Raw genomic sequence first — 21,773 nt, forward strand, 5'->3', positions numbered from 1 at the left:
ATGAAGATGGTCATGGCCGTGATCAAGCCGTTCAAGCTCGACGACGTGCGCGAGGCCCTGGCCGAGGCCGGCGTGGCCGGCATCACCGCCACCGAGGTCAAGGGCTTCGGCCGCCAGAAGGGCCACACCGAGCTGTACCGCGGCGCCGAGTACGTGGTGGACTTCCTGCCCAAGATCAAGCTCGAGGTCGCGGTCACCGACGAACAATGCGACGCGGTGGTGGAGGCGATCATGCGCGCCGCCGGCACCGGCAAGATCGGCGACGGCAAGATCTTCGTCTGGGACCTGGACAAGGTGGTGCGGATCCGCACCGGCGAGATGGATGCCGACGCGCTGTAGTCCGGCGGACGAAACGGAATCCGTTGTGCACACACGCGCCCGGCTGCGTGGCCGGGGAATGAGCCGAGAAGGAGGCTGACGGTGAAGACGCTGGTTCGGGTTCTTGCCGTCGTGACGCTGGTTCTTGTCGTGCCCGTGGTGCTTGCCGGCCGTGCCGGTGCAGAGGGGCAAGGGGCATCGCACGTGGTGGATGCGACGGTGACCGTCGCCGGGAAACCGGTGATCGCCGATGCGTTGCTGGAAGTGGCCGAGGGCCGGCCGGCGCGCCTGACCGTCTATGGCGACGAGGCGCGGACCTCCGGCTTCGAGCTGACGCTGGCCACGGCCGGGGTGCCTGCGGAGGCGCCGGCACAGGTGAAGTCGGGAGCGGTCTTCCTCGAGGCGACGGTGCATCGCCTGGAGGCGGGAGCGCGGTTGTCGCTGGCGGAGGCGGTGTTGGGAGTCAGGCCGGGCGAACCCGCGTCGGTGACGTTGCACCGGGACAGGGAAACCGTCGAAGTGCGGCTCACCCTGCGTGGCAGGCATGCACCTCAGGTCAGCGGCTTGAGCACGCGGTAGAGCCGCTTCCACGCCGCGCGCAGCGCGCGCACCCAGCCCGGCTCGGCCAGTTGTGCGGCGAGCGCGGGGTCGGGCGCGTCGCCGGTCAGGCGCTGGCGCAGCTTGGCCACGTTCTTGAGGTCGCCGCGGCGCAGCTGGCGGGCCAGCGCGCCGTGCCGCAGCGGGCCGGGCAGGCGCAGCGCGGCGGTGAAATCAATGAGCACCGGCACGCCGCCGCTGACCAGCACGTTGGCGGCGTGCAGGTCGTTGTGGGTGATGCCCTCGCGGTGCAGGTGCGCCACCGCGGCCTGCAGCTGCTCGAACACGTGGCGGGTGGCGAGCGTGGCGTGCGCGCCGAGGGTGTCGCCGGGCACGAACTCCATCGCCAGCCACAGCCCGCCGACCGTGCCGAGCAGGGTCGGCGCGTGGCGCCAGCCCTGCAAGCGGCGCAGGATCCGCGCCTCGCGCCGCACCAGCCAGCGCGCCAGCGGCGCCAGCGGGGTCCAGCGGTAGCGGCGGTAGTCCTTGACCACCGCCGGCCGGCCCTCCAGCGCGGTCAGGTACACGTCGGGCTCGAGCAGGCGTTCGCCGCGCTTGAGCAGGCGCGAGCCGGAGGACAGGCCAGAGGGGGGGGCAAACAGCAGCATGGCGGCAGGCGCAGCGGGGGGGTGCGCCGGGGACGGGAGGAAGGGGGCGCATTTTATGAAACCTTAACGTTGCCTTGGCGGTTTTCCGGCCGGCGCGCGAGGCCCCCATTCAGTCACCAGCAGGGGGAACGGTGGGGGAGATCGTCGGGGGCTCCGCCGCGATCCGGCCGCAGGGCGCCGGCTCAGAGTTCCACTTCGACCCGGTTGCGGCCGGCGGCCTTGGCCCGGTACAGGGCGGTGTCGGCGCGGTCGATGGCGTCGTCGAGGCTGGCGTCGTCGGCACGCAGCGCGGACAGGCCGAGGCTGATCGTGGTGCGCAGGCCGGGCGCGATGTCGTCGAAGGCCAGCCGCGCCACGCCTTCGCGCAGGCGCTCGGCCACCTGCAGCGCGGCCTCGTGCGAGGTGCCCGGCAGCAGCACCCAGAACTCCTCGCCGCCGACCCGGCCGAGCAGGTCGTCCTGGCGCAGCGCGGCCTCGCAGGCGCGGGTGACACGCACCAGCACCTGGTCGCCGGCGCCGTGGCCGTAGGTGTCGTTGATGCGTTTGAAATGATCGAGGTCGAAGGTCAGCACCGCCAGCGGGCGGCCCTCCGCACGCGCCTGCGCGGCGGCCTGCAGCGCGGCCTGTTCGATGTGGCGGCGGTTGGCCACGCCGGTGAGTTCGTCGGTCATCGCCAGGGCGCGGATCCGGCGCATGCGGTAGAGCTGGCGCAGCAGCAGCGCCAGCAGCACCAGCAACAGCACGGCGCTGGTGATGAGCGCGACGGTCTGCCAGCGGCGCACGCGTTCGGCGGCTTCGAGTTTCTGCGCCTGGCTCCGACGTTCGGCCTGCAGGCGCATGTTCTCCAGGTCGCGGCGTGCAGCGTCGAACTGGTGGCGCAGCAGCAGCGCCTGCTGGTCGCGCTGGTTGGCGTCGAGTCGGCGCTCCAGTTCGAGCTGGCGGCGCAGGTCCTGTGCCGCGGCGCGCCAGTCGCCGAGCGCCTCGTGGCTGCGCGCGCGCGCGGCATGCAGCTCGGCGCGGTAGCGCAGGTTGTCGCTGGCCTGCAGCGCGCGTTCCGATGCGGCGTAGCGCTGCAAGGCCTGCGCATGCTGCCCGCGTGCGGCCAGCACCTGGCCTTCGAGCAGGGACAGCATGGCCTCGTTGGAGGCATCGCCGACCCGCTCGAAGACTGTGCGCGCGGCGGCGAGCGAGCGCTGCGCGCCGGCGTGGTCGCCCTGCTTCACCTGCACCGAGGCGATGCCCAGGTGCGCGGCGCCGATGTCGTACTCGAAGTCCTGCTGACGGGCCACCTGGAGTGCCCGCTGCAAGGCCTCCAGCGCCTGCGGATAGCGGCCGAGATCCTCGTGCAGGAAGCCGGTCTGCAGCAGCGAGACCACCAGCAGGCTCCAGTAGCGGCCGCGCTCGGCGAAGGCGGTGCTCTGGCGCAGGTAGTCGGCGGCCTTGGCATGGTCGCCCATGCGCCGGTAGGCGATGGCGATGTCGAGCAGGGTCGCCTCGGCGTGTTCGCCGAGCTCGGCCTGGCGGTAGAGGCGCTCGACCTCGAGCAGGTCCACCAGTGCGGCGGCCTGTTCGCCGTTGAGCGAGCGGGCGTTGCCGCGAATGCCGAGCCCTTCCGCGATCAGGTGCGGATCGCCATGGCGGCGGGCCAGCGCGAGCGCGGCCTCCAGCGGCGCCGCGGCCTCGCCGCTGCGGCCGGAAGCGTCGAGGTACAGCGATTCGCAATAGCCGAAGCGCACCTGCGCCGGCACGTCGCCGAGCCGGCGCGCCTCGGCCAGGCCGGCGCGGGCGAAGGCCAGGCCGTTGTGCGCGGGGCCCAGGTCGTCGGTCAGGCAGCGGTAGGCGCGCAGGCGCAGCGCGCGGCGGGGGTCGTCGGGCGGCAGCAGTGTGCGCAGGCGGGCCAGGGCCTGTTCCAGCTCGCGCTTGTTGCGCGGGACGTCTTCGCCGCGTTCGAGCCGGCCGATGGCTTCGTCGAACCCGGCCGCCGAGGGCGCGGGCGGTGGCGCCTGCGCAAGCGCGACCGCGACGGCTGCCAGCAGGCAGGCGCCGAGGAGCGCGGACGAGAGGCGCTGGGACACGTGCCGACCTCCCCCTGGTCGAACCGGTGCGAACCCCCTTTGTAGGGGGTTTTCCCGACCGGCACCAGCGCCGCCCGACGGAAGCGTGCGGGCGGCCGCAGTTATCCGGCTGCGTCCAGAGCGGCGGCCACGAACGGCGGGGTGGCCAGGGCGCCGCGGTGCACGCCGGCGCTGTAGTAGGCGGTGGCGAACGGCCGGGCCTCGGCCTCGGCCTCGCGGAAGCCGAAGCCGTGGCCGGGCTTGCGCGCCAGGGTGCACGACCACCAGCCGGTGGGGTAGCAGGGCTGCGGGAACGGCAGGGTCTTGAACGCGGCGAAGCCGGCCTTGGCCATCTCGGCGCGCATCTGCCGGATCAGGGCGAGCTGCATCAGCGGCGACTCGGACTGCTGGACCAGGATCCCGTCGTCCTTCAGGGCGCGGAAGCAGCTTTCGTAGAAGGCGCGGTTGAACAGGCCCTCGGCCGGGCCGACCGGGTCGGTGGAGTCCACGATCACCACGTCCACGCTGCCGGGGGCGCAGTTCCGCATGTAGGCCACGCCGTCGTCGAACAGCAGCTCGGCGCGCGGGTCGGCGTTGCGCTCGCACAGCTCCGGGAACCACTTCTCGGCCATGCGCGTGACCTGCTCGTCAATGTCGCACTGCACGGCGCGCCGCACGCCCTCGTGCTTGAGCACCTCGCGCAGGGTGCCGCAGTCGCCGCCGCCGATGATGACCACGTGCTGCGGGTCGGCGTGGGTGAACAGCGCGGGGTGCGACATCATCTCGTGGTAGAGGAAGTTGTCGCGGCTGGTGAGCATCACCGCGCCGTCAATGAGCATCAGGTTGCCCCAGTCGGTCGTCTCGTAGATCTCGATCTTCTGGAACGGCGACTGCACCTCGTCGAGCTTGCGGGTGATGCGGTAGCCGATGGCCGAGCCGGTGGGCTCGAAGTGCTCGTAGTGCCAGCGGGGCTCGGTCATCGTCGGGGTCCGGGGAGCGTGCGGGGGGGCGCGGATTGTAGCGGACGGGCCGCCCCTGCCCGGATCCGTGTACCGGGCGGAGGCGCGCACGCCGGCTCCGGGGGACGCCAGCCCGCACCACCGGCCGCCGGGGGGTACACTGCGCGCCCCTCGCCAACCCCGCCCGCCGAAGGATCCCGCCGATGACCGCCTGGTCGCTCGACCACGCCCGCAAGACCTACTCGATCCCGCACTGGTCCGAGGGTTATTTCGACGTGGACGGGCAGGGCCGGATCGTGGTCCGCCCGCGCGGCGCGCAGGGGCCGGCGATCGTCCTGGCCGAGGTGGTCGAGCGTGCGCGCGGCAACGGCGCGCGGCTGCCGCTGCTGGTGCGCTTCCCCGACATCCTGGGCGACCGCCTGCGCCGCCTGCAGGCCGCGTTCGCCAGGGCCCAGGCCGAGTGGGACTACCGCGGCGGCTACACCGCCGTCTATCCGATCAAGGTCAACCAGCACGCCGGCGTCGCCGGCACCCTGGCCGGGCACGGCGGCGAAGGCTTCGGCCTGGAGGCCGGCAGCAAGCCCGAGCTGATGGCGGTGCTGGCGCTCTCGCGCCCCGGCGGCCTGGTGGTGTGCAACGGCTACAAGGACCGCGAGTACATCCGTCTGGCCCTGATCGGGCGCAAGCTCGGGCTTCAGACCTACATCGTGGTCGAAAAGCCCTCCGAACTGCCGCTGGTGCTGGAGGAGGCGCGCGCGCTCGGCGTGCGCCCGGGCCTGGGCGTGCGCATGCGCCTGGCCTCGCTCGGCGCCGGCAAGTGGCAGAACAGCGGCGGCGACAAGGCCAAGTTCGGCCTGTCCCCGCGCCAGCTGCTCGACCTGTGGAAGGCGCTGCGCGAGGCCGGCATGACCGACTGCCTGCAGCTGCTGCACTTCCACATGGGCTCGCAGATCTCCAACGTGCGCGACATCGCCAACGGCATGCGCGAGGCGACCCGCTACTTCGTCGAGCTCTCGCGCCTGGGTGCGACGATCCGCTGGATGGACGTCGGCGGCGGCCTCGGCGTGGACTACGAGGGCACCCGCTCGCGCAGCTTCTGCTCGATCAACTACGGCGTGGACCAGTACGCGGCCACCATCGTCCAGCCGCTGGCCGAGGCCTGCGAGCAGCACGGCCTGGCGCCGCCGCGGATCGTCACCGAGTGCGGCCGCGCGATGACCGCGCACCACGCGGTGCTGGTGGCGAACGTGTCCGAGGTCGAGCGCGCGCCGGAGGGCCGCGTGCCCGAGCCGCACGCCGACGAGCCGGCGGTGATCCGGCACCTGCGCGAGGTGTACGAGGAACTCGACCGGCGCCCGGCGGTGGAGCTGTTCCACGAGGCCCAGCACCACCACAGCGAAGGCCTGTCGCTGTACGCGCTCGGCCAGATCGACCTCGCCCACCGCGCCCGCATCGACGACCTGTTCTACGCCATCGCCCACGCCGTGCGCGCGCGCCTGACCTACGACGAGAAGAGCCACCGCCCGCTGCTCGACGAGCTCAACGAACGGCTGGTGGACAAGTATTTCGTCAACTTCAGCGTGTTCGAGTCCATGCCCGACGTGTGGGCGATCGACCAGGTGTTCCCGATCGTCCCGATCGAGCGCCTGCACGAACGCCCGGACCGGCGCGGCGTGATCGCCGACCTGACCTGCGACTCCGACGGCAAGGTGGACAGCTACGTCGAGAACGAGGACCTGGACAGCTCGCTGCCGCTGCACGCGCCGCGCCCCGGCGAGCGCTACTGCCTCGGCTTCTTCCTGGTCGGCGCCTACCAGGAGATCCTCGGCGACATCCACAACCTGTTCGGCGACACCGACGCGGTCGAGGTGCACCTGGACGGCGCAGGCTGGGCGATGAGCCGCCAGCGCCGCGGCGACACCACCGACGTGATGCTCGACTACGTCGGCTACCGCCTGGACGAGCTGCGCGCGGCCTATCGCGCCAAGGTCGCCGCCGCCGGCCTGCCGGCCGACGAGGCCGAGCGCCTGGCGGCCGCGCTCGAGGCCGGCCTGACCGCCTACACCTATCTCAGCGACGAGCCGCTGGGCTGAGCGCGGCCCGGGAGGGCGGCTCCCATCCACGGTGCGATAATCCCGCCATGATCGAGCAACCCCCCACCGCCACCACCCACTTCGGCTTCCGCGAAGTCCCCGCCGGCGAGAAGCGCAGGCTGGTCGGGCAGGTGTTCAGCTCGGTCGCGCGCCGCTACGACCTGATGAACGACCTGATGTCGCTCGGCGTGCACCGGGTGTGGAAGCGCTATTTCGTCGCCACCTGCCAGGTCAAGCCGGGCGACCGCGTGCTCGACCTCGCAGGCGGCACCGGCGACATCGCCGCGCTGCTGCACGCGCGGGTGGGCGAGCGCGGCGCGACCGTGCTCGGCGACATCAACGGCGACATGCTGCGCGTGGGCCGCGACCGGCTCACCGACCGCGGCCTGGTGCGTGGCCTGCAGTACGTGCAGTGCAACGCCGAGGCGCTGCCGTTCCCGGACGCCAGCTTCGACCTGGTCACCATCGCCTTCGGCCTGCGCAACGTCACCGACAAGGACGCCGCGCTGCGCGAGATGCACCGGGTGCTGCGGGTCGGCGGCCAGGCGCGCGTGCTCGAGTTCTCGGAAGTGCGGGCCGAGTGGTTCCGGCCGCTGTACGACTTCCACTCGTTCCAGGTGCTGCCGCGCCTGGGGCAGCTGTTCGCCGGCGACGCCGACAGCTACCGGTACCTGGCCGAAAGCATCCGCCGGCATCCGCCGCAGGAAGAGCTGAAGGCGATGATGGCGGCGGCCGGTTTCGCCCGCTGCGGCTACCGCAACCTCAGTGCCGGCATCGTCGCGGTCCACACCGGCTACAAGGTGTAAGGCGCATCCTGCGCACACCGTGGCAATGGGCCGGATGCCACGGCCTTGACGCAAGCGCTTGCGGGGTGCCTAGAATCCCCCGGATCGCCATGCGACAGGGATGACGCACGTGCCTTTCCGGAATCTCCCTCTTCTTCTCGTTTCGCTCGCGCTGGGCGCCTGCGTGCATGCGCCCCCGTCTTCCGGATCGCCTTCCAGGGAGGAACCCGCCATGACCACATCTGCCCCGTCCGACAGCGCCGCAGGCGGCGGCGCCCCGATCCGGCCCCGGCTGACGGCGGAACAGGCATTGACCCGCCTGCTGGAGCTGATCCGCACCAGCCGAACCTTGAACGATTTCACGCCCGAGCGGGTGAGCCAGGTCATGGGTGTCGAGGTCGAATTCGCGCGGGATGGCTCGGGCGGCTTTGGGTTTGGCGAACGCATCACTCCCGACTGGGTGCAGAACTTTGGAATGGATGGGCATCGGAGGTTCTTCGAATTCAGCTTCGATGCCGTTGATCCGGACGCATCTCCAGACATGACGGACATCTGCCAGTTCGATTTCGACCGGTTCTCGTCCGAACTGGAAGCGATGGGGTTCTCGAAGAAGCCGTACTACGCCGAGCACGGCCGGCTTCTCGAATACACCTTCGAGCGCATCAGGAATGACATCAATGACATGACGATCATGGTCTGGCCCGGTCAGTGGACCGAGGACGAGCAGGCGAGGACGCGTCGCCTGTGCATTCGGATGATTCGAGTTCTCTGATTTCAAGGAAGACGTGCGATGCCTACGCTCAGCCCGCACGCGCGGGCCATCGTCGCCGCGTTCGGCACGCAGCCCGGCGTCACCCCGGATCATGTGGGCAACCTGCAGGCGGCGATCGATGCCTCACCGGTGCTGATCGAACGAATCAACGCTGCCGTGGCGCAGGGCCATCTCAAGGCGATCATGCCGTTGACCCACCCGAATGCCGGCGGCGAGTACGACCCGGTCCACCGGGTCATGCGGCTGCCGTTGGAGCGATTGACCACGCCGCCGTATGGGCCTACGCAAGGTGATCGGGCGAAGCATAACGCGGGCGAGATCACCTTCGTGCTCGGCCATGAGCTGGAGCACGGCTTCAACCGCATCGCCACGCAGCAGGCGAATGCAGCGTTCGCGCAGGCCGTGCGCCGGATCGCCAAGCACGATCCCGCCCCGCGCGACTACACCGCACCGCTCGCCGCCCGGCTGGCGCAGAACCGCCGCGACGAGGCCGTCGCGCAGATCGCCGGCTGGAATGCCATCGTTAGCCGCGTCAGGAGCACGAATCCAAAACCTGGCCTGCAAGACATCTATGACGCCCAGCCCGGCAGGATGGCGGATTTCATAACCCGACAAGGCGCGCGGCCGAATTACACCTACACCCTCAAATCCGGCTTCACCCTCGACGCCGACCACACCCTGAGCCCCACGCCGGCCAACGTGGAGGCGATGGGACGCCATTTCTTCGACAAGGCCGCTTCGGATGCCCAGCTTGGCCCACTCGGCAACTCTGACTACGCCAACTACTACGCCCGCAGCGCGGTGAGCTTCATCGCCCAGATCGAGCGCCACTACCACCCGCCACGACCAGGGGTGAGCGCGCCGCAGCTGGGGCTGGATCTGGCGCGGTTGCGGTTGAGCGAGCAGTTGCTCGAAGAGAACGGCATCGACCTGGGCAGGCACACGCAGCCGCTGCCGTATTACGACCTCGGCAGCCAGCCGCCCGCCGCGCGGCTGTTCCAGCATACGAAGACGACGCACCAGCACGTCTGGCCCGTCGAAGCGGACCTCCCGGAGGCGGCGTCGGTGCACGACGGGATGCCGGCCCGCACGCCGGCCGACCCCGGCCATCCGGACCATGCGCTACTCGAGACGCTGCGCGTACACGTGCGTGCGCTGGACCGGCAGGCCGGCAAGGGCTGGGACGAGTACAGCGACCGCCTGGCCGCCAGCGCCCTGGTCATGGCCAAACGGATGGGCTTCACCGCGCGGGACGAGCTGCACCTGGCCTGCAACCGGGCCACGGAGCGGTACGCGGCCGGCGAGATCCTGCATCTGGCCCGCACCGGCCCGTACGCCAGTGCCGATCCGGCGGCCAATCTCGCGCGGATGCCCACGGCGGAGGCCTTGGCACAGCCGGCGGAAGCGCGCTATCGGCAGCTTGCCGCCACGGCCGAGGCGCAGCCATCGGCTTGGCAGGCGCAGAGAGGGCATGTGCCCGTGCCCGATGATGCGGCGCGGTGCAGGCCGGGCGTACGCATGTAAGCCGGGCTCGACGCCGACGGCGATCGGCCGTTGACCGAGAGGATCGGCCGGCATCGTCGCGGTCCACACCGGCGACCGCGTCTGACGTGGCCGTGACTCCCGGCCGGCGCGTGCCCCGCGCGCGGCCGCTACACTCGGCGGTTCCATCGTCCTTCCCGCCCGGAACCGCCCATGCGCCATCCGCTCCTGACGCTCGCCCTGTCCGCCGCGCTCGCCGCCGGCTGCGCGCGCGAGGCCGCCCCGCCCGCCGATACCGCGCCCGCCGCGGCTCCCGCCGCCACCGCCACGACCCCCGCCGAGGCCGACCGCGACGAGCACTCCTACGCCGAGCCGCACAAGGTCCGCATCACCGACCTCGCCCTCGACCTGGCGCTGGACTTCGCCGCGAAGACGCTCTCGGGCACCGCGATCTACACCCTGGAATGGCGGGATCCGACCGCGACCGAGCTGGTGCTCGACACCCGCGACCTGCGCATCGTCAAGGCCGAGGGGCTCGCCGCCGACGGCAGTTGGCAGCCGCTCGAGTTCGCGCTCGCCGAGAAGGACAAGACCCTCGGCAGCAAGCTCACCATCCGCGCTCCGCAGCGGCCGCAGAAGATCCGGGTGGGCTACGCCACCTCGCCCGAGGCCTCGGGCCTGCAGTGGCTGACCCCGGCGATGACCGAGGGCAAGAAGACCCCGTTCATGTTCAGCCAGTCGCAGCAGATCCACGCCCGTTCCTGGGTGCCGCTGCAGGACACGCCGAGCGTGCGTTTCACCTACAGCGCGCACGTGACCGCGCCGAAGGACGTGATGGTGCTGATGAGCGCCGACAACGACCCGAACGCGGCGCGCGACGGCGATTACAGCTTCCGCATGCCGCAGCCGATCCCCTCGTACCTGCTGGCGATCGCCGCCGGCGACCTGGTGTTCAAGCCGATCGGCGCGCGCAGCGGCGTGTGGGCCGAGCCGACGATGGTGGACCGGGCGGTGGCCGAGTTCGCCGACACCGAGAAGATGATCCGGACCACCGAGCGCCTGTACGGCCCGTACCGCTGGGACCGCTACGACATGCTGGTGCTGCCGCCCTCGTTCCCCTACGGCGGCATGGAAAACCCGCGCCTGTCGTTCATCACCCCGACCGTGGTCGTCGGCGACAAGTCGCTGGTGGCGCTGATCGCGCACGAGCTGGCGCACAGCTGGTCGGGCAACCTGGTGACGTTCTCGAACTCGAAGCACGCCTGGCTCAACGAGGGCTTCACCAGCTACGTCGAGAACCGGATCATCGAGGACCTGTACGGCCGCGAGCGCGCCGACATGGAGAACCTGATCGAGCGCAACGAGCTGCGCGAGGAGTACGCCACGCTCGACCCGAAGCTGCAGATGCTGGCGCTCAAGCCCGGCACGCTCGCCGACCCGGACGAGACCAGCACCGCCACCGTGTACACCAAGGGCGCCTGGTTCCTGCAGTTCCTCGAGCAGCGCTTCGGTCGCGAGGCCTTCGACGCGTTCCTGCGCGGCTATTTCGACAAGTTCGCGTTCCGCTCGATCCCCACCGAGACCTTCCTCGCGCACCTGAAGTCCGAGCTGATGGCCAAATATCCGGGCAAGGTGACCGAGGCCGAGATCGAGGAGTGGGTGTACGGCCCGGGCGTGCCGGCCTCGGCGCCGCAGGTGAGCTCGCCGCGTCTGGAAGCGGTGGATGCCGCGCGCAAGGCCTGGCTCGACGGCGGCGCGCTGCCGGACAAGGCGGTGACCGCGAAGTGGAGCACGCAGGAGTGGGTGCACTTCGTCGAGGGGCTGCCGGAGACGCTGCCGGTGGAGCGGCTGGCCGCGCTCGATGCGGCCTACCGGTTCACCGGCACGCCGAACGGCGAGATCGCGCAGCGCTGGTATCCGCTCGCGGTGCGCAGCGGCTACACCCGGGCCAACCCGGCGATCGCCGCGTTCCTGCAGAAGATCGGCCGGCGCAAGCTGATCATGCCGACCTACACCGCGCTGGCGAAGACCCCGGAGGGCCTGAAGTTCGCCGAGGAAGTGTTCGCCAGGGCGCGCCCGGGCTACCACCCGATCACCACCGCCTCGGTCGAGGCGGTGATCGCCAAGGCGAAGCAGGGCACGCCGTAAGCGCCGTGCGCCGCTGCCGCCGTGCCCGCGCGGACACGGCGGCGGCGGTTCCGCGCCGCGCCCGGCCGCACCGGGTGCCGCGCCGCGTTGACACCACCACCGTCCTCTCCACGTGCTCCGGAGCGCAGCGCCATGACCCACAATCCCGTCGGCTGGTTCGAGATCTACGTCCAGGACATGGCCCGCGCCCGGGCCTTCTACGAGGCCGTGTTCGGCGTGTCCCTGCAGGAGCTGCCGTTCCCGGAGCTGGAGATGTGGACCTTCCCGATGGCCCCGGAGGGCACCGGCGCCTCCGGCGCGCTGGTCAAGGCCGCCGGCTGCCCCTCCGGCGGCAACAGCACCCTGGTCTACTTCACCTGCGAGGACTGCGCGGTGCAGGCCGCGCGCGCCGCGGCCGCCGGCGGCAAGGTGTTCCGCGACAAGATGTCCATCGGCGAGTACGGCTTCATCGCCCTGGTGCACGACACCGAGGGCAACCTGATCGGGCTGCATTCGCTGCAGTGAGCGTGGCGTGACACACTGCGCGGGCCCTGGTCCGCGCGGTGAGGCTCCTGATGCATCCCGATCCGGCCCGCTCGCGCCGGTGGTGGCGCTGGCTGTGCGCCGCGCTGCTGGCCCTGGCCGCCGCGCTCGCGGCGGTGGTCGCCTTCGATCCCTACCGCATCGTCCGTGCCGAGTTCGCGCGCCAGCGCCTGGCCGCCGGGCTGGCGCGCGCGGAGACGGTCGCGGCCGGGCACCGCTGGGTCTACGCCACCGCCGCGGCGGCCCGCGCCGACGCGCCGGTGGTGGTGATGCTGCACGGCTACACCGGCAGCAAGGAGAACTGGTATCCCCTGGCGCGGCAGTTGCGCGGCCGCTACCGCCTGGTCATCCCCGACCTGCCCGGCTGGGGCGAGAGCGAGCGCCGCGCCGGCGCCGATTACGGTTACGCCGCGCAGGCCGCGCGGGTGGCCGCGTTCATCGAGACGGTCGCGCCCGGGCGACGGGTGGTGCTGCTCGGGCACTCGATGGGCGGCGGCATCGCCGCGGTGCTCGCCGCGCGCCGGCCGGAGCTGGTGGCGCGCGTCGGGCTGCTGGCCGCGGCCGGGGTGCGCTTCGACGAGAACCGCTTCGGCCGCGCGGTGCTCGCCGGGGAGAATCCGTTCGCGGTGCACGATGCGGCCACGCTGCAACGCTATCTCGACACCGTGTTCCACGACCCGGCGGCGAAACCGGCCGTGCCCTGGCCGGCCTCGCGCGGCCTGATCGCGCGCCGCCGCGCCGACGCCGGCTTCGAGCAGGCGGTGCTCGAGCGCATCGGCCGCGGCCGCGAGGCGCTGCTCCCCGGCGAGGCCGCGCGCGCGATCCGACAGCCGGCGCTGCTGCTGTGGTGCCGCCAGGACGCGGTGATCCATCCGAGTGCGCTCGCCCTGTATGCGCGGCGCATCCCGCAGGCCGATACTGTGCTGCTCGACGGCTGCGGGCACATGTCGCTGGTGGAACGCCCGCGGGCCGTGGCCGCTGCCGTGATCCGACTGATCGAACAGGAACGCCCCTGATGATGCTGCCCGCGATGCTCCCGCTCCCGTCCGCCCCCGTCCTGCGCCGGCTGGCGCAGACCGCCGTCGCCGGCCTGTGGCTGGCGCTCGCGCTGGCCGGTTGCGACAACAAGGAACGCGCCGCCGCCCAGGCCGCCGCCGAGGCCGCGGCCCGCGAGCGGGCGGCCGAGGAGATGGCGCAGCGCTTCGAGGAAGCGCGCGCGGCGCAGCAATGGGAGCTGGCGCGCGGCCACGGCGAGGCGCTGCTGATGGACCATCCGCGGAGCGCGGCGGCGGCGCGGATCGAGCCGCTGCTGGCGCAGGTGCGGGTGCAGGCCGAGGTCGCGCGCGAACAGCGCCGCCTGGCCGCGGCCTGGGCCTATGGCGCCGAACCGGTCGGCGATGGCACCCAGCTGTCGGCGGCGATCTACGCGCAGGCGCCGGTGGACACCGACGGCAGCGGCGCGCGCCCGGTGCGGCTGATCTTCCGCGACCATCCCGAATGGGGCCGCAGCAGCTACCTGGTGCTGGAGGCGGGAGACTTCGACTGCTACGGCGGGTGCCGGGTGCAGGTGCGCGCGGACGGGCAGCCGCCGCGGCGGATGGCGGCCTCGCGCCCGGACACCGACGAGGCGATCGCGATGTTCATCGAGGACGAGGCGGCGCTGTGGCGCCTGGCCAAGGGCGCGAAGACGCTGGCGATCGAGTTCCCGGTCAAGGCCGGCGGCACGCGCACGGCGGTGTTCGAGGTCGGCGGGCTGGATCCGGCCAAGCTGCCGGGCTGGTGAACGCGACGCGCGCCGACGAACGTCACGCGGCGCGCACACCGCCGGCGTATGCTCGATACGAGGCACCGGCCGCGCGGTGCGCGGCGGCGCCGGGTTGGCGCGCGGCAGGACGCGCGCGCCGGATCGCACAGCGCGCCGCGGCAAGGGAGCGCGGTGGCGCCGATCGTGGAGGCGACCATGCTTTCCCCGCGCCTGTACCACTTCCTCGACGAGCGCCACGGCCGTTACGAGACGCTCACCCACGACCGCACCGTCACCGCCGCGGCCACCGCGCATGCGGCGCATGTCGGCACCCAGCAGTTCGCCAAGACCGTGATGCTCAAGGTGGACGGCGAGCTGGCGATGCTGGTGATGCCGGCGGCCTACCGCGTGGACCTGCACCGGCTCTCGGCCGCGCTCGGCGGCAGCCACGTCGAGCTCGCGCACGAGCACGAGTTCCAGGACCGGTTCCCCGACTGCGAGGTCGGGGCGATGCCGCCGTTCGGCAATCTCTACGGCATGCCGGTGTACGTGGACTCGCGCCTGGCCTCGCAGCACGAGATCGCGTTCAACGCCGGTTCGCACACCGACGTGGTGCGCATGCCGTATGCCGAGTTCGAACGCCTGGCCGAGCCCAAGACGCTCTGGGTCACGCACGTGATGTGACCCGCGCGCCGGCACCGGGCCGGTGATCGTCGTCGAAGACCGACGCCCTCCCTCCACGTTGGGGGAGGGCGGTGTGGGCTTGTGTGCGTGTCGGTCGCTTCGGGCGGGGGCGCCGGTATGCCGGGGGTTCCGCGCACCGAACGCGGGACAACCGTACTTCCCGCAATCAATCCAGATCCGGGCCGGCCATCCCGCCCGCTTCAGAGCGCGTACCCGAACTGCTGCTTGAACTGTTCGGCGAACTCGTCGTAGTCGAAGCGCTGGTTCTGCGTCCCCGGATGCTCGACCTTGAGCGCGCCCATCAGATTGCCGATGCGGCCCACCGTCATCCAGTCGTAGCCCTTCTCGATGCCGAAGATCAGCCCCGCCCGGAACGCATCGCCGCAACCGGTGGGATCGGTCACCCGCCGTTCGTGCGCCGGCGGCACCTCGTACGTGCGCGCCTGCGTGTAGATCCACGCCCCGTGCGGCCCGCGGGTCACGATGTAGGCGCGCACCCGCTCGCGGATCTCGCGCTCGCTCCACCCCGTGCGCTGCTGCAGCAGGTTCGACTCGTAATCGTTGACCGTGACGTAATCGGCCAGCTCGACCATCGAGCGCAGCTCCGCGCCGCTGAACAGCGGCATCGCCTGGCCCGGATCGAAGATGAACGGAATGTCGAGCTCGCGGAACTCGCGCGCGTTCTGCAGCATCGCCTCGCGGCTGTCCGGACTGACGATCCCGAAACTCACCCCCGGCACGTCGCGCACGTGGTTCTCGTACGAACGCATCATCGCGCCGGGATGGAACGCGGTGATCTGGTTGTTGTCGTGGTCGGTGGTGATGAACGCCTGCGGCGTGTACAGCTCCTCGATCACCTTCACGTGATCGAGCGGGATCCCGAGTTCGGTGAACCACTCCCGGTACGGGCCGAAGTCCGAGCCCACCGTCGCCATCGGGATCGGCTCGCCGCCGAGCAGCTTGAGGTTGTAGGCGATGTTGCCGGCGCAGCCGCCGAACTCGCGTCGCATCCGCGGCACCAGGAACGACACGTTCAGGATGTGGACCTTGTCCGGCAGGATGTGGTTCTTGAACTGGTCCGGGAACACCATGATGGTGTCGTAGGCCAGGGAGCCGCAGATCAGCGCAGCCATCGCGAGGGACTTCCGGGAGCGGGGCGGCCGGGGCCGCGGGGCGCACAGGGTACCGGCCCGTCCGGCCCGGGCCAACCGGAACCGCGCCGGCGCGCGCCAAACCCCACACCGTTCCTTGCCCGGGGTGGGGGCGGTTGCTAGGCTAGCCAATCCCCCGCGTTTTCCCACTTTTCCCGGCGCATCCCCCGCATGTTCAAGTTCCTTGGCCGCTACTTCTCCAGCGACCTGTCGATTGACCTCGGCACCGCCAACACCCTCATCTACGTCCGCGGCCAGGGCATCGTCCTGAACGAGCCCTCGGTGGTCGCGGTGCGCCAGGACCGCCTGGTCGGCGGCGCCAAGTCGGTGGCCGCGGTCGGCACCGAGGCCAAGCAGATGCTCGGCCGCACCCCCGGCCACATCACCACCATCCGGCCGATGAAGGACGGGGTGATCGCCGACTTCACCTACACCGAGGAGATGCTCAAGCACTTCATCCGCAAGGTGCACAAGAGCCGCTTCCTGCGGCCCAGCCCGCGGGTGCTGGTGTGCGTGCCCTGCGGCTCGACCCAGGTCGAGCGGCGCGCGATCAAGGAGTCGGCCGAGGAGGCCGGCGCGCGCGAGGTGTACCTGATCGAGGAGCCGATGGCGGCGGCGATCGGCGCCGGCATGCCGGTGACCGAGGCGCGCGGCTCGATGGTGGTGGACATCGGCGGCGGCACCACCGAGGTGGCGGTGATCGCCCTGAACGGGATCGTCTATTCGCAGTCGGTCCGGATCGGCGGCGACCGCTTCGACGAGGCGATCATCGCCTACGTCCGCCGCACCCAGGGCATGCTGATCGGCGACGCCACCGCCGAGCGGATCAAGCTCGAGATCGGCTGCGCCTACCCGCAGAAGGAGATCCGCACCATCGAGGTCTCCGGCCGGCACCTGGCCGAGGGCGTGCCGAAGATGATCACCATCAGCTCCAATGAGGTGCTCGAGGCGCTGCGCGAGCCGCTGGCCGGGATCGTGGCCGCGGTCAAGCAGGCGCTGGAGCAGACCCCGCCGGAGCTGTGCGCCGACGTGGCCGAGCGCGGCATCGTCCTGACCGGCGGCGGCGCGCTGCTGCGCGACCTGGACCGCCTGCTGAGCGAGGAGACCGGCCTGCACGTCCAGGTCGCCGACGACCCGCTGACCTGCGTCGCCCGTGGCGGCGGCCGGGCGCTGGAGCTGGTGGACATGCACGGCAACGAGTTCTTCGCGCCCGAATGACGAACTCCTGATCACCCACTTCCAGCTTGTGCCCGCCTACGCCGGTCCCTCCGCACACCGCCCCGGTGACGTCGCCGGCACGCTGCGGTTGCTGGCGTACCTGGCGCTCGCCGTCACCCTGATCGTGCTCGACCACCGCGGCGGCTGGCTGGCGCAGGCGCGGCGCCAGGCCGATCTGCTGGCGCAGCCGCTGCGCGCGCTGGCCGGGCTGCCGGGACGGGCGCTGGAGTGGCTCGGCGAGGCGGCCGCGACCCGCGACCGCCTGCTGGAGGAGAACCGCGCCCTGCGCCGCGAGCTGCTGGTGCACCAGGCGCGGATGGCGCGGCTGCAGACCGCCTATGCCGACAACGTGCGCCTGCGCGCGCTGCTTGGCATGGTGCAGCGCGGCGGACTCGACGTGCAGCTGGCGCCGATCCTGGACGTGGATCTCGACCCGGCCCGCCAGCGGCTGCTGCTCGATGCCGGCAGCCGGGCCGGCGTGCGGGTCGGGCAGGCGGTGATTGATGCCGGCGGCGTGGTCGGCCAGGTGGTCGAGGTCACCCCGCTGCACGCCACCGTGCTGCTGATCACCGACCCCGACCATGCCATTCCGGTCGCGGTGCTGCGCAACGGCGTGCGCCTGGTCGCCTACGGCACCGGCCACAACGACCGTCTGGTGCTGGCGAGCATCCCGCTCTCCAGTGACGTGAAGGTCGGCGACGTGCTGGTCACCTCGGGGCTCGGCGAGCGGTTCCCGGCCGGATTCCCGGTCGGCACCATCACCGGCCTGCATCCCGACGACAGCCGCGCGTTCCTGGTCGGCGAGGTGCGGCCGGCGGCGCGGCTCGACCGTGGCCGCGAGGTGTTGCTGCTGCGGCGCGCGCCGCAGCGCCCGCTGGTCGCATTGCCGCCGGCGGAGCCGGCCCCGACGCTGCCCGCCACGCCGGCTGCGTCGGCGCCCGTGGATGGCGACGCTCCGGCTGCGCCCCCGGCAGCGGCGCGTTCCGCGTCCCCCGCCGCGCCCGGCCCGGAGCCCGCGCCATGAGCCGCGACCGCGCCCTCTGGGTCCTGCCGGCGAGCCTGTTCGCCGCGCTCCTGCTCGGCCTGCTGCCGCTGCCGGAGGCGCTGGTGCCGCTGCGCCCGTACTGGCTGGCGCTGGTGCTGGCGTACTGGGTGCTGGAGGAGCCGGGCCACGCCGGCCTGGGCCTGGCGTTCCTGGTCGGCCTGCTTGCCGACCTGGCCTTCGGCACCCTGCTCGGCGAGCAGGCGCTGCGCCTGACCATCCTCGCCTTCATCCTGCAGCGCTTCCGCGCCCGGGTCCGGTTCTTCCCGTTGTCGCAGCAGGCGTTCACCATCGGCGCGCTGCTGCTCAACGACCGCATCGTCGTCGCCGCCCTGCAACTGGCGTTGGGCAAGCCGTTGCCGCCGGCGCTGTCCTGGTTCGCCCCGGCGCTGGGCATGCTGCTGTGGCCGCCGCTGTTCCTGCTGCTCGACAGCCTGCGCCTGCGCAGCTGGCGCCGCACCTGAGCCATGCCGCCGTCCCGCCACCGCCGTCCGCTGCGCAACCCCGCCGCCGAGGCGCTGCTGTTCCGGCGTCGCGCCGCGGTCGCGTTCGCCGGCGTGGTGCTGGCGCTCGCCGGCCTGGCCGGCTGGTACTTCCGCCTGCAGGTGCTGCAGCACAGCGAGTACGCCACGCGCTCGGAGGAGAACCGGATCAGGCTGCGCCCGGTGGTGCCGGCGCGCGGGCTGATCCTGGACCGCAAGGGCCGGATCCTGGCCGACAACGTGCCGGCGTACCGGCTCGACGTGGTGCCCGAACAGGCCGGCGATCCGCAGCGCCTGCTGGCCGAACTCGGCCGCATCGTCGCCCTCGCGCCGGAGGACATCGCCCGCTTCGAACGCGAGCGCAAGGCCAGCCGCGGCTTCCGCCCGATCACGCTCAAGCTGCGCCTGGACGAGGCCGAGGCCGCACGCTTCGCGGTGGACCGCTGGCGCTTCCCCGGCGTCGAGCTGGTGCCGTACCTCAACCGCCGCTATCCGCACGGGCCGCTGCTCGCGCACGTGATCGGCTACGTCGGCCGGGTGGACGAGCGCGACCTGGCCGAGCTGGGCGAACTCGACGCCGCCTTCACCCATGCCGGCAAGACCGGCGTGGAGCGCTATTACGAACAGCTGCTGCGCGGCAAGGCCGGTTACGAACGGGTCGAGACCAACGTCGAGGGGCGCGCGCTGCGCACGCTCGGCCGGGTGCCGGCGCAGCCGGGCGCGGACCTGAAGCTGTCCATAGACCTCGACCTGCAGCGGGCGATGGTGCTGGCCTTCGGCGAGTACGAGGGCTCGGCGGTGGCGGTGGATCCGCGCACCGGCGAGGTGCTGGCGATGGTGAGCCTGCCGAGCTTCGATCCGAACCTGTTCGTCAACGGCATCTCGCGCCGCGATTTCCAGGCGTTGAACGAGAACCCGTCGCGGCCGCAGTTCAACCGCGTGGTGCTCGGCGGCGTCGCTCCGGGCTCGACCCTGAAGCCCTTGATCGGCCTGGCCGGCCTGGACAGCGGCGTGCGCCGGCCCGAGGACAAGGTGCTGTCCACCGGCATGTTCTACCTGCCCGGCACCCGCCGCGGCTGGGGCGACTCGCACCGCGGCGGCCACGGCTGGACCGACCTGCGCAAGTCCATCGCCGAATCGGTCAACACCTACTACTACCGGCTCGCGCTCGACCTCGGCATCGAGCGCTTCGTCGCCTACATGACCCGCTACGGCTTCGGCGCGCCGACCGGCATTGACCTCACCGGCGAAAGCGGCGGCATCCTGCCCTCGCCCGACTACAAGCGGCGCACCCGGCGCGAGCGCTGGTATCCGGGCGACACGGTCAACATCAGCATCGGCCAGGGCGACTGGAAGGTGACGCCGCTGCAGCTGGTGCGCGCGACCGCGGCGCTGGCCGACGGGCACCTGCGCCGGCCGCACCTGGTGCGGGAGACGCGCCAGGGCTTCGACGCGCCGTGGACGCCGCTGCCGCAGCCCCCCGCGGTGCCGATCAGCCCGAATCCGGAACATCTGCAGGCGGTGCGCGAGGGCATGGTCGCGACCACCCAGCCCGGCGGCACCGCCTGGCGCCTGTTCCAGGGCAGTGCCTACCTCGCCGCCGGCAAGACCGGCACCGCGCAGGTGGTCAGCCGGCGCGGCGCCGGGGCGGTGGATCCGCGCTCGCTGCCGATGCACCTGCGCCACCGCGCGCTGTTCGTCGGCTTCGCCCCGGCCGAGGCGCCGACGATCGCGGTCGCGATCGCGGTCGAGGGCGGCGGCTACGGCGCCAGCACCGCCGCGCCGATCGCACGCAAGATCTTCGACGCCTGGCTGCTCGGGAAGATGCCGGAGCCGGCGCCCGCTCCGGCGACCGCGGCGACACCCGGCACCGGCCGCGCCGTGTCCCCCGCGGCACCCCCGACGGCCGAATCCGCCGCCGTGCGCGACGCGTCCGCCCCGGGCCCGGCCGCCGCGCCGCCACCGCCTCCCTCGCCGACGCCATGAACGTGCTCCTGCGCTGGCTGCTGGATCTGTTCGCGCGCGCCGCGCGCACCCTCGACCCGTGGCTGACCGGCGCGTTGCTGGCGCTGATGGGCATCGGCCTGGCGGTGCTGTACAGCGCCGGCAACCTCAACCCGCGCCTGGTGCTGGCGCAGGGCGCGCGCTTCGCGGTCGGCTTCGGCGCGCTGTGGCTGCTCTCGCGCATCCCGGCCACGCGCCTGCGTCACTGGACGCCGGCGATCTTCATCGCCTCGCTGGTGCCGCTGCTGCTGGTGCTGGCGATCGGCGAGGGCAAGCACGGCGCGCACTGGATCAATCTCGGCGTGTTCTATTTCCAGCCCTCGGAGGTGCTCAAGCTGAGCCTGCCGATGATGCTGGCCTGGCAGCTCACCCTGCGTCCGCTGCCGCCGCAGCTGCCGAGCCTGCTCGGCGCGGCCGCATTGATCGGTCTGCCAGTCGGCCTGATTCTGCTGCAGCCGGACTTCGGCACCGCGATGCTGGTCGCGGCCAGCGGCGTGTTCGCGCTGTTCCTGGCCGGGCTGTCGTGGTGGTGGTTCGCCGCCGCCTTCGCCGGGGTGGCGGCGTTCGCGCCGGTGGCCTGGTTCTGGCTGCTGCGCCCGTACCAGAAGGACCGCATCCTCACCTTCCTCGACCCCGAATCCGATCCGCTCGGCACCGGTTGGAACATCATCCAGTCCAAGATCGCGATCGGCGCCGGCGGCCTGACCGGAAAGGGCTGGGGGCAGGGCTCGCAGGCGCACCTGGACTACATCCCCGAGCACACCACCGACTTCATCTTCGCCGTGCTGGCCGAGGAGTTCGGCTGGCTCGGCGTGGCCGCGGTGCTGGCGCTGTACCTGCTGATCGTGGCGCGCTGTCTGTGGATCGCCGCCGACGCGCGTGACGGCTACTCGCGTCTGCTGGCCGGCACCCTCGGCCTGGCGCTGTTCGTGTACGTGATCGTCAACGGAGGCATGGTCGCCGGCCTGCTGCCGGTGGTGGGCGTGCCGATGCCGTTGCTGTCCTACGGCGGCACCTCGGCGGTGTCGCTGCTGGCCGGGATGGGCGTGGTGATGGCGGTGCGTGCGCACCGGCCGACGCTGGCGGGCTGAGGGCTGGAGCTGAATGCGC

The 21,773-nt window shown here is 71.9% G+C and carries 19 protein-coding genes and 1 pseudogene; 16 read left to right on the forward strand and 4 right to left on the reverse strand.

The genetic code is table 11. The features are described from left to right. Positions 1-339, forward strand: coding sequence for a P-II family nitrogen regulator (locus tag FPV26_RS10340; protein ID WP_147653804.1), 339 nt, complete (start codon positions 1-3; stop codon positions 337-339). Positions 340-420: 81 nt separating this feature from the next. After that, positions 421-897 carry a hypothetical protein gene (locus FPV26_RS10345; protein WP_147653805.1) on the forward strand — a complete coding sequence of 159 codons (477 nt, stop codon included), beginning with the start codon at positions 421-423 and terminating at the stop codon, positions 895-897. Here FPV26_RS10345 and FPV26_RS10350 read toward each other — a convergent pair. The 3 genes from FPV26_RS10350 to speE form a co-directional block, all read right to left on the reverse strand. Further along, complete coding sequence (locus tag FPV26_RS10350; RefSeq protein ID WP_147653806.1) at positions 870-1,523, reverse strand: protein kinase domain-containing protein; 654 nt, start codon at positions 1,521-1,523, stop codon at positions 870-872. The genes FPV26_RS10345 and FPV26_RS10350 overlap by 28 nt on opposite strands. A 182-nt stretch (positions 1,524-1,705) precedes the next feature. Further along, complete coding sequence (locus FPV26_RS10355; protein ID WP_147653807.1) at positions 1,706-3,598, reverse strand: GGDEF domain-containing protein; 1,893 nt, start codon at positions 3,596-3,598, stop codon at positions 1,706-1,708. 101 nt (positions 3,599-3,699) lie between these two features. Next, complete coding sequence (speE, locus tag FPV26_RS10360) at positions 3,700-4,557, reverse strand: polyamine aminopropyltransferase (RefSeq protein WP_147653808.1); 858 nt, start codon at positions 4,555-4,557, stop codon at positions 3,700-3,702. A gap of 182 nt (positions 4,558-4,739) precedes the next feature. Here speE and speA point away from each other — a divergent pair, with 182 nt between their 5' ends. The 9 genes from speA to FPV26_RS10405 all read left to right on the forward strand — a co-directional run bounded on the left by speA (position 4,740) and on the right by FPV26_RS10405 (position 14,766). Beyond that, positions 4,740-6,629, forward strand: coding sequence for an arginine decarboxylase (speA, locus tag FPV26_RS10365; protein WP_147653809.1), 1,890 nt, complete (start codon positions 4,740-4,742; stop codon positions 6,627-6,629). A 47-nt stretch (positions 6,630-6,676) separates the two neighbouring features. Next, the gene (ubiE, locus tag FPV26_RS10370; RefSeq protein ID WP_147653810.1) at positions 6,677-7,435 is read left to right on the forward strand and encodes a bifunctional demethylmenaquinone methyltransferase/2-methoxy-6-polyprenyl-1,4-benzoquinol methylase UbiE; all 759 of its coding nucleotides are present in this window, start codon (positions 6,677-6,679) and stop codon (positions 7,433-7,435) included. 211 nt (positions 7,436-7,646) lie between these two features. Beyond that, entirely contained in the window at positions 7,647-8,186 is a 540-nt protein-coding gene (locus FPV26_RS10375; RefSeq protein ID WP_147653811.1) for a hypothetical protein, read from the forward strand. Positions 8,187-8,204: 18 nt separating this feature from the next. Continuing rightward, a complete protein-coding gene (locus FPV26_RS10380; protein ID WP_147653812.1) occupies positions 8,205-9,710 on the forward strand; it encodes an XVIPCD domain-containing protein in 1,506 nt (501 codons plus the stop codon). Between the two features lie 171 nt (positions 9,711-9,881). Further along, on the forward strand, positions 9,882-11,816 hold the full coding sequence (locus tag FPV26_RS10385; RefSeq protein ID WP_147653813.1) for a M1 family metallopeptidase: 1,935 nt from the start codon (positions 9,882-9,884) through the stop codon (positions 11,814-11,816). Positions 11,817-11,948: 132 nt separating this feature from the next. Then, positions 11,949-12,320: a VOC family protein gene (locus tag FPV26_RS10390; RefSeq protein ID WP_147653814.1), complete on the forward strand. Its 372-nt coding sequence runs from the start codon at positions 11,949-11,951 to the stop codon at positions 12,318-12,320. A 50-nt stretch (positions 12,321-12,370) separates the two neighbouring features. Continuing rightward, complete coding sequence (locus FPV26_RS10395; RefSeq protein ID WP_147653815.1) at positions 12,371-13,354, forward strand: alpha/beta fold hydrolase; 984 nt, start codon at positions 12,371-12,373, stop codon at positions 13,352-13,354. 41 nt (positions 13,355-13,395) lie between these two features. Continuing rightward, positions 13,396-14,121: a hypothetical protein gene (locus FPV26_RS10400; RefSeq protein ID WP_425473090.1), complete on the forward strand. Its 726-nt coding sequence runs from the start codon at positions 13,396-13,398 to the stop codon at positions 14,119-14,121. Positions 14,122-14,298: 177 nt separating this feature from the next. Continuing rightward, the gene (locus FPV26_RS10405; RefSeq protein ID WP_147653816.1) at positions 14,299-14,766 is read left to right on the forward strand and encodes an aminoacyl-tRNA deacylase; all 468 of its coding nucleotides are present in this window, start codon (positions 14,299-14,301) and stop codon (positions 14,764-14,766) included. A 200-nt stretch (positions 14,767-14,966) separates the two neighbouring features. Here FPV26_RS10405 and FPV26_RS10410 read toward each other — a convergent pair whose 3' ends face one another. Further along, on the reverse strand, positions 14,967-15,899 hold the full coding sequence (locus FPV26_RS10410; protein WP_147653817.1) for a carbohydrate kinase family protein: 933 nt from the start codon (positions 15,897-15,899) through the stop codon (positions 14,967-14,969). A 189-nt stretch (positions 15,900-16,088) separates the two neighbouring features. On the opposite strand from FPV26_RS10410, the gene FPV26_RS10415 reads away from it, so the two are divergent. The 5 genes and pseudogenes from FPV26_RS10415 to rodA all read left to right on the forward strand — a co-directional run bounded on the left by FPV26_RS10415 (position 16,089) and on the right by rodA (position 21,754). Beyond that, positions 16,089-17,135 (forward strand): rod shape-determining protein, encoded by a 1,047-nt coding sequence (locus tag FPV26_RS10415; protein ID WP_147653818.1) that lies wholly within the window; start codon positions 16,089-16,091, stop codon positions 17,133-17,135. A gap of 28 nt (positions 17,136-17,163) precedes the next feature. Then, positions 17,164-18,159 carry a rod shape-determining protein MreC gene (gene mreC, locus FPV26_RS10420; RefSeq protein WP_147653819.1) on the forward strand — a complete coding sequence of 332 codons (996 nt, stop codon included), beginning with the start codon at positions 17,164-17,166 and terminating at the stop codon, positions 18,157-18,159. Next, entirely contained in the window at positions 18,156-18,641 is a 486-nt protein-coding gene (mreD, locus tag FPV26_RS10425; RefSeq protein ID WP_147653820.1) for a rod shape-determining protein MreD, read from the forward strand. The genes mreC and mreD overlap by 4 nt, the downstream gene beginning before the upstream one ends. Positions 18,642-18,644: 3 nt before the next feature. After that, positions 18,645-20,496 (forward strand): annotated as a pseudogene (gene mrdA / locus FPV26_RS10430) (penicillin-binding protein 2); the annotation flags it as partial. 145 nt (positions 20,497-20,641) lie between these two features. After that, positions 20,642-21,754, forward strand: a complete 1,113-nt coding sequence (gene rodA / locus FPV26_RS10435) for a rod shape-determining protein RodA (protein ID WP_147653822.1) — start codon at positions 20,642-20,644, stop codon at positions 21,752-21,754. The last annotated feature ends 19 nt before the right edge of the window (positions 21,755-21,773 follow it).

Source organism: Vulcaniibacterium gelatinicum (genome assembly GCF_008033445.1).
Taxonomy (GTDB): domain Bacteria; phylum Pseudomonadota; class Gammaproteobacteria; order Xanthomonadales; family Xanthomonadaceae; genus Vulcaniibacterium_B; species Vulcaniibacterium_B gelatinicum.

Bases quoted from the DNA above. Each gene is read 5' to 3' on its own strand.
- FPV26_RS10340 (WP_147653804.1), top strand. From the start codon at position 1: ATGAAGATGGTCATGGCCGTGATCAAGCCGTTCAAGCTCGACGACGTG.
- FPV26_RS10350 (WP_147653806.1), bottom strand. From the start codon at position 1,523: ATGCTGCTGTTTGCCCCCCCCTCTGGCCTGTCCTCCGGCTCGCGCCTG.
- speE (WP_147653808.1), bottom strand. From the start codon at position 4,557: ATGACCGAGCCCCGCTGGCACTACGAGCACTTCGAGCCCACCGGCTCG.
- speA (WP_147653809.1), top strand. From the start codon at position 4,740: ATGACCGCCTGGTCGCTCGACCACGCCCGCAAGACCTACTCGATCCCG.
- ubiE (WP_147653810.1), top strand. From the start codon at position 6,677: ATGATCGAGCAACCCCCCACCGCCACCACCCACTTCGGCTTCCGCGAA.
- FPV26_RS10375 (WP_147653811.1), top strand. From the start codon at position 7,647: ATGACCACATCTGCCCCGTCCGACAGCGCCGCAGGCGGCGGCGCCCCG.
- FPV26_RS10380 (WP_147653812.1), top strand. From the start codon at position 8,205: ATGCCTACGCTCAGCCCGCACGCGCGGGCCATCGTCGCCGCGTTCGGC.
- FPV26_RS10385 (WP_147653813.1), top strand. From the start codon at position 9,882: ATGCGCCATCCGCTCCTGACGCTCGCCCTGTCCGCCGCGCTCGCCGCC.
- FPV26_RS10390 (WP_147653814.1), top strand. From the start codon at position 11,949: ATGACCCACAATCCCGTCGGCTGGTTCGAGATCTACGTCCAGGACATG.
- FPV26_RS10395 (WP_147653815.1), top strand. From the start codon at position 12,371: ATGCATCCCGATCCGGCCCGCTCGCGCCGGTGGTGGCGCTGGCTGTGC.
- FPV26_RS10405 (WP_147653816.1), top strand. From the start codon at position 14,299: ATGCTTTCCCCGCGCCTGTACCACTTCCTCGACGAGCGCCACGGCCGT.
- FPV26_RS10410 (WP_147653817.1), bottom strand. From the start codon at position 15,899: ATGGCTGCGCTGATCTGCGGCTCCCTGGCCTACGACACCATCATGGTG.
- FPV26_RS10415 (WP_147653818.1), top strand. From the start codon at position 16,089: ATGTTCAAGTTCCTTGGCCGCTACTTCTCCAGCGACCTGTCGATTGAC.
- mreD (WP_147653820.1), top strand. From the start codon at position 18,156: ATGAGCCGCGACCGCGCCCTCTGGGTCCTGCCGGCGAGCCTGTTCGCC.
- rodA (WP_147653822.1), top strand. From the start codon at position 20,642: ATGAACGTGCTCCTGCGCTGGCTGCTGGATCTGTTCGCGCGCGCCGCG.